This window comes from Rhodococcus sp. WMMA185 (assembly GCF_001767395.1).
In the GTDB taxonomy this organism is placed as follows: Bacteria; Actinomycetota; Actinomycetes; order Mycobacteriales; family Mycobacteriaceae; genus Rhodococcus_F.
On sequence record NZ_CP017014.1, the window covers coordinates 175,456 to 189,757 of the forward strand.

The 14,302-nt window shown below is 64.4% G+C and carries 12 protein-coding genes; 3 read left to right on the forward strand and 9 right to left on the reverse strand.

What is annotated here, in order from left to right; translation table 11 throughout:
- Window positions 1-24 precede the first annotated feature (24 nt).
- Entirely contained in the window at window positions 25-636 is a 612-nt protein-coding gene (locus BFN03_RS00655) for a hypothetical protein (protein WP_070377389.1), read from the reverse strand.
- Between the two features lie 112 nt (window positions 637-748).
- Here BFN03_RS00655 and BFN03_RS00660 point away from each other — a divergent pair, with 112 nt between their 5' ends.
- Both BFN03_RS00660 and BFN03_RS00665 read left to right on the forward strand, forming a co-directional pair.
- Entirely contained in the window at window positions 749-2,554 is a 1,806-nt protein-coding gene (locus BFN03_RS00660) for a penicillin-binding transpeptidase domain-containing protein (RefSeq protein ID WP_070377390.1), read from the forward strand.
- Between the two features lie 31 nt (window positions 2,555-2,585).
- Window positions 2,586-3,323 (forward strand): sulfite exporter TauE/SafE family protein, encoded by a 738-nt coding sequence (locus BFN03_RS00665; protein ID WP_070377391.1) that lies wholly within the window; start codon window positions 2,586-2,588, stop codon window positions 3,321-3,323.
- A gap of 33 nt (window positions 3,324-3,356) precedes the next feature.
- On the opposite strand, the gene BFN03_RS00670 is transcribed toward BFN03_RS00665, so the two are convergent.
- From BFN03_RS00670 to BFN03_RS00690, 5 genes are all read right to left on the reverse strand, one after another.
- Window positions 3,357-4,829 carry a peptide MFS transporter gene (locus BFN03_RS00670; RefSeq protein ID WP_070377392.1) on the reverse strand — a complete coding sequence of 491 codons (1,473 nt, stop codon included), beginning with the start codon at window positions 4,827-4,829 and terminating at the stop codon, window positions 3,357-3,359.
- A gap of 53 nt (window positions 4,830-4,882) precedes the next feature.
- A complete protein-coding gene (locus BFN03_RS00675) occupies window positions 4,883-5,263 on the reverse strand; it encodes a DUF3054 domain-containing protein (RefSeq protein ID WP_070377393.1) in 381 nt (126 codons plus the stop codon).
- A gap of 62 nt (window positions 5,264-5,325) precedes the next feature.
- Entirely contained in the window at window positions 5,326-5,880 is a 555-nt protein-coding gene (locus BFN03_RS00680; RefSeq protein WP_070377394.1) for a YceI family protein, read from the reverse strand.
- Window positions 5,881-6,057: 177 nt separating this feature from the next.
- On the reverse strand, window positions 6,058-7,209 hold the full coding sequence (locus tag BFN03_RS00685; RefSeq protein WP_070377395.1) for a TIGR00374 family protein: 1,152 nt from the start codon (window positions 7,207-7,209) through the stop codon (window positions 6,058-6,060).
- Between the two features lie 29 nt (window positions 7,210-7,238).
- Complete coding sequence (locus BFN03_RS00690) at window positions 7,239-8,696, reverse strand: adenylate/guanylate cyclase domain-containing protein (RefSeq protein WP_070377396.1); 1,458 nt, start codon at window positions 8,694-8,696, stop codon at window positions 7,239-7,241.
- A 208-nt stretch (window positions 8,697-8,904) separates the two neighbouring features.
- Here BFN03_RS00690 and BFN03_RS00695 point away from each other — a divergent pair, with 208 nt between their 5' ends.
- Window positions 8,905-9,606 (forward strand): DUF1707 SHOCT-like domain-containing protein, encoded by a 702-nt coding sequence (locus tag BFN03_RS00695; protein ID WP_070377397.1) that lies wholly within the window; start codon window positions 8,905-8,907, stop codon window positions 9,604-9,606.
- A gap of 24 nt (window positions 9,607-9,630) precedes the next feature.
- On the opposite strand, the gene BFN03_RS00700 is transcribed toward BFN03_RS00695, so the two are convergent.
- From BFN03_RS00700 to trmB, 3 genes are read right to left on the reverse strand one after another with little or no spacing between them, the layout of a single operon-like run.
- Entirely contained in the window at window positions 9,631-12,603 is a 2,973-nt protein-coding gene (locus tag BFN03_RS00700; RefSeq protein WP_070377398.1) for an MMPL family transporter, read from the reverse strand.
- Window positions 12,604-12,613: 10 nt separating this feature from the next.
- Window positions 12,614-13,351 (reverse strand): NYN domain-containing protein, encoded by a 738-nt coding sequence (locus BFN03_RS00705; RefSeq protein WP_070377399.1) that lies wholly within the window; start codon window positions 13,349-13,351, stop codon window positions 12,614-12,616.
- A complete protein-coding gene (gene trmB / locus BFN03_RS00710) occupies window positions 13,348-14,124 on the reverse strand; it encodes a tRNA (guanosine(46)-N7)-methyltransferase TrmB (protein ID WP_198163334.1) in 777 nt (258 codons plus the stop codon). The genes BFN03_RS00705 and trmB overlap by 4 nt, the downstream gene beginning before the upstream one ends.
- Window positions 14,125-14,302: the final 178 nt, after the last annotated feature.

The following is a 14,302-nucleotide window of genomic DNA, read 5'->3' on the forward strand; positions in this document are numbered from 1 at the left end:
GCCACCGATATTTGCGCAATCGAATTAGATCTGGGGGCCGTCGGCTCGGAGTTCGTCGACCTTCGCCATCGCTTCGCGCAGTTCGGTCAGCCACTGCTCGCTGTGTTTGCCGGCCAGCCTCACGGTCCACATCAGAGCGTCCGATCGAGACCTCGCCACCCCGGCGTCGACGAGTGTGTCGAGAACCTTGCGTTCGGGTTGGCGGAGTCGGGTCATCACCGGGACGGCGAGGTGTGTGAACAGCGTGGTGCGTCCGTCGATGGTGACACCCCATGCCACCTTGCGTCCGTAGCGCAACTCAGCCTCGTCGGCGATCTGCATACGGGCCGCTCTGGTCGACTCGCGGAATCGGGCGATGCGGCCGTCTACTGCGGCCCTTGAACCTGATTCACCGGAACCCGATTCACTGGAACCAGAGTCACCGGAACCCGAGTCACCAGATTCGACGGGTGGCAACTCGCCGATCACCACGATCTCCTCGCGGTCAACCTCGATGGTGGCCGGTCCTGTGAACCAGTCGTCGGGTAGGCGGCCGCCGAACCAGTCGGCTGCGTCGCTTGCGTCGGGAACGTCTGCTTGCTGCCATCCGCCGGGCCGTCCGAAGCGGCGACCGCGGGGGCCGTGTGCGTTCTTCATGGCGTCCTCCTGAGAGCTTGTCGACACCTTGCAGTCTGGTGATATGAGCACCAACTTGGAGTACTAATTACATGATTACACCGTTTTCTCGTGGCGCGCCACTACGTCAGGCATGATCGAATCCGTGCGCACCTCAACCGTTCGTCACGCCGCCGCCCGTCCCGCCCGCAGCCGCAAGGTTGTGCCGGGGATAGTCGTACTCGCGACGGTGCTCTCTGCCTGCGGATTCTTCGGCCCCGACCAGCCCGACACCGTGGCACAGCAGTTCGCCGAAGCACTGAACAACGACGATGTGCAGGCCGCGGCAGACCTCACCACCGATCCGGATGCCGCTGCCGCCGCGATCACGGCGATGTACGACGGGCTCGGCAACACGGACGGGACATTCACCCGCACCGGCGCCGAGGAGTCAGATGGCGACGGAACCTTCACGATGGACGTGTCATGGCCCTTTGCGCCGGACCAGCAGTGGCAGTACAGCACCTCCGGTAACGCCACCAAGGAGGGCGACGACTGGAAGATCGTCTGGAACCCAGCAGTGCTCGCGCCCGGTCTGACCGACGACACAACCCTTCGCTACACGACCACATCCGGTACGCCCGCGAGAGTCCTCGCCGCTTCCGGCGATCCGATCCTCGAACAACAGGTGGTGACACTGGTCAATCTCGAACCGGGCGCGGACACCGCGGCGGTGGCCGCGCTACTGGCTCCCATCGAACCCACGATCACCGCGGCCTCGTTGCAGCAGCAGTTGGACGGCGCCGATGGCCAGGCGGTCACGGCCATCTCCTTGCGGGCCGAGGACATTGCGCCGATCGAGTCGCAGTTGCAGCAACTCGACTCAGTGACGCTGGTCCCGCAAGCCAGGCTGATCACGGTCGACAAGGCGCTGGCTTCTCCGACACTGTCCGACCTCGGTGACCTGTGGCAGCAGGGGCAGGATGAGTCGGCGGGCTGGGCGGTCCAACTGGTCGCGCAGGACGGGTCCGCCGAGACCATCGCCGGCGAGCCGGGCCCCGACGCGCCCGACATTGCAACGACCCTCGACCTGCCGATGCAAATGGCGGCAGAGAGGGCGCTCGCCAGTGTTCCGCAGCAGGCTGCAATCGTCGCGCTGCGGCCTTCGACCGGGGCTGTGTTGGCGGTGGCGCAGAACGCCCCCGCGGACGCGGTCGGCCCCATTGCGCTGACCGGTCTCTACCCGCCGGGGTCGACATTCAAGACGGTAACGACGTCGGCGGCACTGCAGGCAGGCGTCGTCGCACCCGACACGATCCTGCCCTGCCCCGGCACCGAGAACATCGATGGCAGGCAGATTCCCAACGACGACGAGTTCGATCTCGGCGACGTTCCGCTGCACACCGCCTTCGCCCACTCGTGCAACACCACCATGGGTCGGTTGGCTGCGGGGTTGCCGGCCGACGCACTCCAGAAGGCCGCTTTGCAATTCGGCTTGGGGGTCGACTACGTGACCCCCGGGTTGACGACCGTCACCGGAAGCGTGCCCGTCGCCGACAGTTCCGCCGCCCGAGTCGAATCCGGAATCGGGCAGGGCCAGGTGACCGCCTCGCCGTTCGGTATGGCAATGGTCGCCGCATCGATCGCGAACGGTTCGACTCCCTTGCCGATGCTCGTTCAAGGGCAGCCGGGTACCGCGGACCAGACACCTCCACCGGTGCCCGCGGACGTCACCGCCGACCTGCGAACAATGATGCGTGAGACTGTCACCGATGGAACTGCCACTGCGCTGCAGGATATTCCGGGGCTTCTCGGGAAGACCGGCACAGCGGAATCGGAGGGCGGCCCGGCCCATGGCTGGTTCGTCGGAATCAGGGACGACCTGGCGTTCGCAGTATTCATCGCCGGAGCCGACAGTTCGGCACCGGCCGTCGAGGCTGCGGGGCGCTTCTTGCGCTGAAGAGTAGCTGTGCAGGAGTAAGTTCCACTTCGTGACCGTGCTGGATCTCGGCTTTCTCGTCGTAGCGGGGTTCTTCGCGGGACTGGTCGGCTTTGTGACGGGCTTGGCCTCGATCGTGTCGTATCCTGCGCTGCTCGCCGTCGGTCTGTCCCCGGTGGCGGCGAACGTCACCAATACCGTTGCCATAGTTGCGGTCGGTGTCGGAGCACTCTCGAACTCGAGCAAGGAGATAGCCGACACCGGCCCCAAGGTGTGGCGTTGGGCGCTGTACTCGGCTGTGGGTGGAATTGTCGGTGCCGGGATCCTGCTGGCAGCCCCCGAGGGGTCGTTCGAGGCGATCGTGCCTTTCATGGTGGCGTTCGCAGCACTGGCGTTGCTGCTGCAACCGCGGATCCGCAACCTGGCGGGTGAACGTGACATGCCACGCACATACTCGGTGTCGTTGTTTGTCGTCGCGATCTACGGTGGGTACTTCGGCGCGGGCGCCGGTGTGATCTTCTTGGCGATCGCCCTGATCCTCACCTCGGAGACGATCTGGCGCGCGACGGTGCTGAAGAGTTTCCTGCTTGGCATCGCGAATCTGGTGGCGGCCATAGGATTCGCAGTGTTCGGCCCTGTCCATTGGGGAGCCGCCGCCGCGATGGCGATAGGCGCCCTGGCCGGTGGCTGGTGCGGGCCACCAGTCGTCAAACGGATACCGCCGTCCGTGCTCCGAGTCTCCATCGCGATGGCGGGATTCGGTCTGGCGCTCTGGCTGTGGGTGCGCTGAGTTCGTCAGGGAGTAGAGGAGACGCCTGAGTCGTCAGTGGACGCCCTTCATCAGTTGCTTGATCTTCGGAGCGGCGACGGCGATGATGACACCCACGGCGATGGATCCGAGTCCGACCGCCGTGAAGTACGGAACCTCGTTGTTCTCGTTGTAGTAGCCGGCGAGGGTGCCCGCCATGGCAGTTCCGAGTGCTATCGACAGGAAGAAGAGCGCTACCATCTGAGTGTGAAAGACCTTGGGCGCCAACTTGGTCGACAGTGACAGGCCGACCGGGGACAGCAGCAGTTCGGCGAACGTGAACAGCAGCAGGATGCCGGCCAGACCGAGCACCGGCGCGCTGTTGGCACCGCCGCCGGACATCGGGATGAACGCCAAGAAGGCGATACCCATGATGGTGGTACCGGCCGCGAACTTCATCGGGGTCGACGGCTGGCGGTGGCCCAGCTTGGTCCATGCTGTTGCGAAGATTCCCGCGAAGATGATGATGAAGACCGGGTTGAGCGACTGCACCCACGTTGGTGGGAATTCCCAGCCGAGCACGTTCCGGTTGAGTCGCTGATCGGCATACACCGCGACGGTGGTGAACTGCTGCTGGAACAGAGACCAGAACACCGCGCTGGCGATGAACATCGGGATGAACGCGTAGACGCGGCTGCGTTCCACGGCCGTGATCCGCTTGCTCGTCAGGATGACGAGGAAGTAGATGACGGTTGCCACGATCGTCAACCCGATGACGATGTTCGACAAATCGTCGGCGTTGATCACGCCGGCCAAGCTCAGCGCCACGACAAAGACCACCGCGGCGACGCCGATCAAGATCCACCGACTGCGCTGATCCCGTGGAAGCGGGTTCGGTGGGGTGGCGCCGATGCCGTGCAGCCGCTTGCGGCCGATCGTGTACTGGGCGAGTCCGAGGGCCATGCCGATCGCGGCGAGCGCGAAGCCGGCATGGAAGCCGATGGTGCTCTGAGCCCAGCCGGTGAGCAGAGGGCCGACCAGGGCACCGACGTTGATCCCCATGTAGAAGATGGAGAATCCCGCGTCGCGGCGGTCGTCGCCCTCCTCGTAGAGATCGCCGACGAGCGATGTTGCGGTGGCCTTCAAGCCTCCGCTGCCGAAGGCCACGCAGACGAGGCCGACGCCGACACCCCCGAGGCCGGGCAGTACTGCGAGGGCGATGTGGCCGAGCATGATCAGCCCACCGCTGTAGAACAGTGTGCGTTCGGAGCCGAGTATGCGGTCGGCAATCCAGGCGCCGAGGATGGTCGAGAGGTACACCGTGCCGCCGTAGGCGCCGACGATGCTGGTAGCCGTGGTCTGGGAGATCCCCAAGCCGCCATCGGCTACCGAGTAGTAGAGGTAGTAGAGCAGGATGCCCTGCATCCCGTAGAAGGAGAATCGCTCCCACATCTCGACGCCGAACAGGTTCGACAGGGCGAGCGGTTGGCCGAAAAAGCCGCGACTGGTTTTCTTCTCGTCCAGTTGCGGATCGAGTGTTTCACTCATGAGGAACCTGTCTCATATCGAGTCGGTGCCCGGCGCCGGCTATACGGTTTTGTCTACTTTCGTGTGGCGGCCGTCCTCGTGAGTGCTTTCGCGACGGCACGCCAGCCGAGGAGGAACACGGCGAGAACGGTTCCCGCCACGATGATGAAGCTTAGCGCCGTTCCCTGGTTGCTGGCGATACGTAAAATCATGCCAACGAAGAGCGTCGAAAGCCACAACACGATTCCAGTCGGGACGATCAAGAGGGCATCGAACTTGTCTCGGTAGAGCGCGAGAGTGGCGATCCAACCGACCGCCAGGCCGGTGAGGAATGGCCACGCGGTGCCGGCCAGCCCCGCCAGCGCGTTCGCTTCGCCGTGACTGCTGCGACCGATGGCGCAGAACACGACGACGAGGACGGCATCGAGCAACAGAGCGAGCAGGTACTTCTTCACCCGCCCAGCCTAGAGGTGCGCGCCCGTCCCCATGGAGTAGGACGGGCGCGCACCTGTGTGGATCAGGACTGTAGGGCTGCCTCGATCTCGAGGGTGATGGTGATCTTGTCGCCGACCACGGCGCCGCCGGTCTCGAGCGGCATGTCGACGGTGATACCGAAGTCTTTGCGGTTGATGACGGTGGTGGCCTCGAAGCCGGCCACCGCTCCGTGGCCCATTCCGGGGTTGACGCCGTTGAACTCGAGTGCGAGCTCGATGGTACGGGTCACGCCGCGGAGGGTGAACTCGCCTTCGACCACGTAGTCGTCACCCTTCGCGCGGAGGCCGGTCGATTTGAACGTGGCGGTCGGGAACTGCTCGGCGTCGAAGTAGTCGGGGGACTTGAGGTGGCCGTCGCGGCCCTCGTGCTTGGTGTCGATGGACGCGATCTGGATCTCGGCGCTGACCGAGGCGGTGCCATCCTCCGCTACCGTGATCGCGCCGCTGAACTCGTCGAACCTGCCGCGGACCTTGCTGACCATGAGGTGGCGTACGGAAAATTCGACGGAGGAGTGGGTCGGGTCGATGGCCCAGGTTCCGGCGGCAAGGTTGGGCAGGGCGGCGGTGGCGGTGGTCATGTGAACTCCTTGGATCGAGATCAACCGAAGTGGTTGAAACTTTAACTTCTTGAGAATGTAACCATCCTCGACGGCGACTTGTTCCGCAACCCGAGTGTGCCGTACATCACGCTTGCATGGGGGAGTGCGTGGTCGCGGCGCCGCAGTGCGCGATTCACTGCCGCAGTGCGCGATTCGCTACTGAGGATCTGGCTCTGGCTCTGGCTCTGGCTCTGGCTCTGAAGCGCGTGGGTTGTGGTCGTCGGCAGGCGCCGGCGACTGCTCGTGTCGTTCGAACTCGACGTCCATCTCCAGATCCTCAGCCTGGTTGTAGCGGAACAGAATGAGGAAGACGATCCAACCGGCAAGTGCGACCAGGATGTAGCTGACCACGCGGTAGACGAAAACCGCCGCGAGAGCTTGCGACGCCGTCGCCCCCGCCGCTGTGAGAGTGGCGATCAGCGTACCGTCGACGAACCCCAGCCCGCCGGGGGCGAGCGGAATACTCGCTACCGCCTTGGCCGCGGCGAATGCGATGAGCAGGCCCGCCAGGGACGGTTCTGCGCCCACCGCCCAGCACGCGAATCCGAGGCATGCGACGTCGGCGATCCGGTGTACGCCCGACCATCCGAACGCGATCAGGGAGTCTCGGCGACCGAGTTCGACCGAATCGAGCTGGCCGAGGATCCTCACCAGTCGGTCGGTGCCCGTGTCCGGCGGATTATCGCGGAGCGCGTTGTACCGGGTCAGTACCCACCTGGCGATCGACTCGATGGAATCGGGGTTTCTGGAGACGTAACGCAGCGCGAAGAACAGGCCGAACGCCGCGGCCAACGACAGAGCCAGGGTGACGGGGCTGACCTTCGTACCCACCGCGAACGCACCGGCCGCGCCCAGCAGCGCAAGGCTTCCTGCCGCGATCACTCCGGAGATCGCGAGCTGCCAGGAGGCCACGATGGGTGTGGCGCCCCACTTTCGGGTCTGCTTGTAGGTGAACGCCGTGGAGAACACCTGACCGGCCGGCAGGGTGACGGCCATCGCCGTGCTGGCATAGATCACCGACACCGACTTCAGCTGCCCGACGACGACGCCGCCCGCCTTCAGCAGGCGCTGCTGGACCGCGCCGTACCCGCTCAGAGAGACGGCCTGGGCGCCGATGGCCGCCGCGACCCACCCCCAGTGGATCTCGGTGAGCGCCCTCCACGAGTCGCTCAGTGTCGGCCACAGGTAGATGGCCTCGACGGTAAGCAGTGCCACGAGGCCTACGCCGAGCACCCATTTGATCCATCGGAATCGACTTCGTCGCCGAGCCTGCTCGGCGTCGCGCGGGTCGGATCGAGGCTGGGCCACGTTGGTCAGCGTAACCAACGGGTAGCGATTTACTCCGGATAGTCCTTGGGCCAAGCCAGATGTGTGTTGCGCCGACGCCCGCGCAACTGGACCTGTTCACCGAGTTCCCAGCGCCCTTGTTCGTCGTCGTCCGCAAAGTACAAGGCACTCGTCGACGCCAAGACCCGGCTCGGGTGAAGTTTGGCAAGCTCGGTGAGCCGGGACGCCTCGTTCACGGGGTCGCCGATCACCGTGTACTCGAAGCGTTCGGCGGAGCCGATGTTACCGGCGACCGCCAGGCCCGCGGAGACTCCGATCCCGACATCGAGGCCGGTGATCCGGTCCAGATCGAACCGTAGCTCCCGGGCTGCGGCGAGGGCGGCCGTTGGTGCGTCCGGGCGGTCGAGGGGGGCTCCGAAGATCGCGAGCGCTGCGTCGCCCATGAATTTGTTGATGAAGCCGTTGTGCCGGTCGACCACGTCGACGACTATGCGGAAGAACTCGTTGAGGAGGTTCACAACCTCCCCGGGTGGCCGCTCGGCAGCAGCGCCGGTGGAACCGACCATGTCGACGAACAGGACGGCCACGAACCTGGTCTCACCTCCGAGCTCGGTTCCGAATTGCAGCGCGCGGCGCGCGACGTCCTCGCCGACATGCTGACCGAACAGTTCGCGCAGGAGTCGGCGTTCGTCCGATTCGCGCATCATGCGGTTGAACCCGACCTGCAGTCGTCCGATTTCGCTTCCATCGAACACCTCGACGTTGACGTCGTGGTCGCCGCGCTGGACGCGTTCGATAGCTCGCCGCAGCTGCTTGATGGGGTCGGAGATCTGGCTGGCAGTCAACATCGACAACGCGAACGCCTGCGCGATCGTGATGATCGACAGGAGCATGATCGCCCACGCGAGGGCAGTGGAAGAGAACGGCAGTTCGTTGGTCAGCTGGGTGACGCACAGCAAGATGATGCCGATGACGGGCATCAGTGTCCCGAGCCCCCAGGTCATGGCCATCCGGGTGCCGACGCCGGGAGCCACGGTTCGGTCGAAGTCACCTTCGCTGAGAGCCCTCGCGGCCACTGGACGCAGGATGCGCTCGCCGAGCATGTAGGTGAAGCCGAATGTGGTGGTGGCTGCCATGCCGACGGTGACGATCACGACAACCGCGAGTTCGGGCATCTCAGAGATCGTGAGTATTACGAAGATGATGCCGCCGAGGATCCACAACACCAGATGCACGATCGCCTGCCTCAGCGGTGCGTGCAGCGCCGCCATCTGCTGGCTGGGCGTCGGCGGACCGCCTCTCAATTGCCATTGGACGACCGATCTCAGCATCATCGCGGCGGCGGTGAGGCTCACGATGGCGGCAAACACCAGGTATCCGCCGAAGATGGCGATGTTGCGTACCCGGTCGGCGGCGACCGCCGGCGTTTCCTGAAGTGGCACGCCGTAGCGCACGAACGCGTAGACGAGAATGGCGCCGAAAAAGTTGGCAAGGAGCATCGAACCCATATAGAGCGGCCATCGGCTGCGCACTGTGGTCGCAATCGCTCTATAGAATTCCCGCACGGCGTTTAATTTAGCGGGGCGTCGTGTGCGGAGTGGTACATGTCCCACATTGGTGCGAATGTGCGTTCCCCCCAGACTTCGACTCGACTGTTGAAGCGAAGATCGTAGCCTTCCGAATACTTCTGGAAACGGGTTGCCTATTCTGATCGATATGGAGGCACGGGATCTGCGCGTAACGGACGCGGAACGGGAACACGTCGGCGAGTTGTTGCAGCGGGCGGTGGGCCAAGGGATGCTTTCGCTCGGGGAGTTCACGGAACGGGTGGATACGGCTCTCGCCGCAAAGACGCGAGGAGAGCTGAACGCAGTCTTGGCGGATCTGCCCGGTCTCGCGATGGTTTCCGAGTTCGCGCCGCCCCCGTACCCCGTTTCCCAGCATCCGGTACCCCAGCACCCGGTACCCCCGTATCCCGCCGCCCAGCACCCCACTGCGCCGCATGTGGCGCAGCCGGTGCCGGCGAACGTGTATATGTCACCGGCCCCGCCGCCGGGGGACGTCATTCGAGGGTGGATGTCGTCGGTCAGCCGTACAGGGCCGTGGAATGTACCGCCGGTCCTCGAGTTGAACACCAAGCTGTCGACGGTGTCGCTCGACTTCACTCGGGCGGTCATGGCGACGCAGGTGGTGAATATCGCGATCGACGATTACGGAAGCACGATCACGCTGATCCTGCCGGAAGAGGCAACGGTCGACCTCGGCGGCGTGGAAACGGTCGGTGGCACAGCAAGGAACAAGGTTCGAACGGGCCCACCGATCGGCCCCCTGCATGTCGTGGTCCGCGGCAAGGTCCGGTTCGGAAGCGTCACCGCCCGACGTTCCTACAGCTCGGCGTTTCGCCGGATGTTCGGATAGCAGACTTCTCCCGAACCGGGTTCGTCACTCCCGATTCTGCCGGGCGATGAGTTCGCTCACGCTGATGGCGGTGGTGTCGTCTGCACGGTGCCTGCCGCTCGGCGTTTCGTCCGGGTCGGCGGAGGACTTCTCGATTCTGCGACGACGCGTGTCGTAGGCCTGTTTGCCGTTCGTGCCCTCAGCTGGGGTTTCGCTCTTGCCCTTCATGCGGTCACCGCCGTCAACGGGCTCCGATGTCTCCGGCTCACGTGGATTCGGCTGTGAAGTCGCCGGGCGGGGGGAGAAGGTCGGCAGCGGCGGCACCGCGGCGGTCCTTCCGGATTCGCCAGGCCCGGCTTCCTCGCGCCGTGTTTCCTCAGGCTGTGCGTCCCGAGATAGGGAGATCGCACGCCGTTCGGCTGTGGAGGTAGACCGCAGATCCGCGAGCCAACTCTCGATCGGCCGCGACGCGGTGGCAGGGCCCTGTGTCGGAGCAACTGGACGCGGTGGCGGCGCCGGTCGCGGCTGCGATGCGGCACGCGACTGTGCTGGGGCTGACCGCTGGGGGCTGGGCTTCTGGGCGCTGGACTTCGAAGCCGCCGTGCTCTGCGGAGGCGCTGGCGCGTCCTCGCTGTCTTTGGGTGGACGAGCAGGTCGTCCGGTGGCCGACCGTCGCGCTTCGGTCTGCGACTGAAGGGACTTCGCGTCGTCCCCGGAGCTCTTCCCGGCCGCTGCCTTCTTGGTGACCAGCGGGATCGGCTCGGTCAGTGGCTCCGGTTTTCCGGGCGTGTAGGGACCACCGGCAGTGCCGCGCGCAGACGCGCGGGCGCCGACCGGGGTGAGTTCTGGAACGTCGGCCGGCATCATCTCGGCGTCGAGGATGGGCTCGGCGAGACCTGTCTTCTCCTGGATGCGCTTCATCCACGTCGGCGCCCACCAGCAGTCGTCGCCGAGGAGTTTCATCGTGGCGGGGACGAGGAACATACGGATCACGGTGGCGTCGATGATGAGCGCTGCGATCATGCCGTAGGAGATGTACTTCATCATCACCAGTTCGGAGAACCCGAAGGCGCCGGTTACGACGATGAGGATGAGGGCAGCTGCGGTAATGATGCGACCGGTGTGCGCAGTGCCGATGCGGATCGATTCCGACGTGCTCGCCCCTTGGGCTCTCGCTTCCACCATGCGAGAGAGGAGGAACACCTCGTAGTCGGTGGACAGGCCGTAGACGATCGCGATGATCAACACGAGGATCGGCGAACTGATCGGGCCCGGAGTGAAGTTCAGCAACGACGCACCGTGGCCGTCGATGAAGATCCACGTGAGGATGCCGAGAGTGGAACCGAGGCCCAGCGCACTCATCAGGGCCGCCTTGATCGGCAGCACCAGCGAACCGAACGTCAGGAACATCAGCAGCGTCGTCAGGATCAGGACAGTGATCACCATCGTGGGCAGGTTGTCGAGCAACGCGGCGATGCTGTCCTGCTCGATCGCCGGCGTACCGCCCACCAGCACTTGCACGCCGTCGGGGTTGTCCATGGCGCGGAGGTAGTCGATGGCCGGCTTCGAGTCGTTGCGATCGATCAGTCCGGCCTTGAGGACGACGACGCCGTCCTTGGTCGGCCCCTCGGGAGTGAATCTCTCGATCAGGCCGGGTGCCTCGCTGGCATCGGTGATGATCTGACCGAGCTGTTGGTTGTCCGCATCCGATACGACGAGTTTGAGCGGTTCGGTGCGCAGATTCGGGAAGATCTCGTCGAACTCCTCCTGCGCCACTCGGGTCGGATTGTTCGGCGGGAGGTAGGTCTCGTTGATGCCACCGAACTTGATCCCGGTCAGCGGGATGATCAGCAGGAGCAGACCAACGACGATGGGAATGGTCACCTTGAGCGGGTTGCGCATCACCCAGCGGGTGAGCCGGCCCCAGATGCTCGCCTCGATTTCTTCGGCGTTCTTGGTTTGACGGAGACGGTCGAGCGTCAAAGAGTCGATTCGTTTGCCGAGGATGCCGAGGATCGCAGGCAGGATCGTGATGGACGTCAACGCGGCAAGTCCGACCGTCGCAATGGCGCCGTAGGCGACGGACTTCAGGAAGCCCTGCGGGAAGATCACCAGCCCGCCGAGGCTGACGATGATCATCGTCGCGGAGAAGGTGACGGTACGGCCCGCCGTCATGACGGTTCTACGGACGGCGGAGGCGGTGTCGTGCCCCTCCGCCATCTCTTCTCGGAAGCGGCTGACGATGAACAGCCCGTAGTCGATGGCCAGGCCGAGGCCCACAAGAGAGACAACGGGTGCGACGAACGAGTTGACCTCGGTGAAGTTTGTGAACAGACGGACTATGCCGTTGGCGCCGACGACAGTGAGGCCACCGATGATCAATGGCAACGCTGCCGCGACGACGCCACCGAACACGAAGAACAGAAGAACGCCCACGGCGGGGATCGCCAGTAGTTCCATTCGTTTGATGTCATTGGCCATCGTGTCGTTCAACGCCCTGGCAACGGGCTGGAGCCCGGAGAGTTGCACATCGACACCATCGATGTAGAACTCGTCCTTGATGTCACCGAAATTGTTGGTGACCTCGGTGTCGTTGTCACCGGCGATCGCGACACTCTCGATGGCGTGCTGCTTGTCGGCATCCGATGCGGAGGCGAGGTGCGGCGCGTTGGCTACATCGAAGTAGCCGCCGTTGATCCGGAGGATCTTGTCCGGGTGGTTCGCGACCAGCGATTCCAGGTTCTCGACAATCTTCGCCTGGAACTCCGGATCGTCGATCGTCTTGCCTTCGGGTGCCGTGTAGAGCACCACGACATCGCTGGTGGTGTCGCGCCCAAAGGTGCTGTCAGCCAGCTCAGCCGCGGCGACCGACTCCGAGGCCGGATCGTCCCAGCCGCTCTGGCTGAGATGATCCTGGAGGCTGAGCCCGTAGGCAGCCGAACCGAGCAACAAGGCAACCATGATGCCGATGACGGTGAATCGGGCCCGGTAGACGATGCTTCCCCAGCTCGCGAACACAGATCAACTCCTACTCGGCAACACTTTTTCGCCCGACGAGCAGGGCGGAAAGCGGTCGGAACGGCTGCAACCAGGCACCCTCGTCGGGCAGAGTATCGAGACTGACCCGGGGCAGTGGCTCCCGGAACACGCCGGGGATGTCTTCGAGATCAACAAAGTCCAAGAGGTCGGACGCCACTGCCCAGCTTGCGTGTTCGCGGAATCCGATTATCTGCACCGGGATGCCGGTCGCCGCGATGTCCTCCAACGGTTCGCGGAAGGCTTGACCGTCGGCGGAAGCGACCATGACGCCGGCCAGACCCTCGCCGAGACGAAGGGCGATGTGCTCGAGCATGTCGGAATCGACGTCGCTGTCCTCATCGACCTTCGGTTTGGCGAACACCGCGAAACCCACATTACGTAAGGCTTCGACCCACGGTCGCACGACATCCGCGCTGCCGGGAGCGATGTTGGTGAAGACCGTGGCCTCAGGTTCGAGGGTGTCGGTGCGGACTGCGGACAATTCCGCGGTTCGGGAGAGAAGCCAGCGACCGAGCGCATCGAATCGGGGCCGGTAGGCGGCCGTCGGCCGGCCGCCGAGGATGGAACCTAGACCCATGTCGAGGTTGGGTGCGTCCCAGACGAGGAGGACCCTCTTCTGGTGGCGTCCGTCACGAGTACCCAGCACGGGAGATTCTGACATCACGGCGCCAGCGCTGCCCGCAGGCACAGCGTCGGTCATATCGGAGTATTGCTCGCTGACGCTCATGACCTGATCTTCCCCCAAATCAACTCGGTAATCGCACTGCCGACCCGGTGGGCCTTGTCCTCGAACTTCGTTACCGGACGCTCATGCGTCATCGGCGATTCCCAATCGAGCGAGGTCAGCAGTGGTTCCGCGTTGCCGGCCTCGGCGATCGCTTCGGCATACCCCGCATGGTCCGTTGCGACGTGTAACACACCGCCAGTCTTCAGTCGGCTCGCAATCAGCGCGAAGGTCGGCGACTGCAGAAGGCGCCGCTTGTGGTGCCGGGCCTTCGGCCACGGGTCCGGGAAGAATACACGGACACCCGTGAGTGACTCCGGACCGATCATATTCTCGAGCACGTCCATAGCATCGCCTCGGAGTACCCGAATGTTAGGGATCTCGTCCCTCTCGATCTGCTGTAGCAGTTGTGCGAGCCCGGGCCGGTAGACCTCCACGGCCATCAGATTCACGTGGGGTTCGGCCTTTGCCATTGCTGCGGTGGCCGTGCCCGTACCCGAGCCGATCTCGAGGATAAGGGGTGCTTCCCGGCCGAACCATGCGGTCGGGTCCAGGAGATCGTCCGAGACGTCCGCGCCGATCAGTGGCCACTGCCGATCCCACGCAGCCTGCTGCGCGGCGGTCAGGGCACCCCGACGCGAGCGGAAACTCGTTACCCTTGGGTGGAGACGGGATCCTCTCGATTCCTGCGTCTGGCCCCCGTCCGGGTCGGCGGGTATGTCCTGATCGGCGTGGTTCACCGGACCATTGTCACGCATGAGGGCCCATTTCGGCATGCGGGTATGAAGTTCACCTCTAGTCGTCTTGATAATCACGGTTCCGCGCTTGTCGTCCAGCGTGATGTGATCGACGAATCGGTGATCGGTGCCGCTGCGCCGTGACGGTGAGAAGCCCTGGCCGTAGTTTGCGCTGGCCCGATCGGGATCTGACAGAATCGTCGGCGTTGCGAAAGGG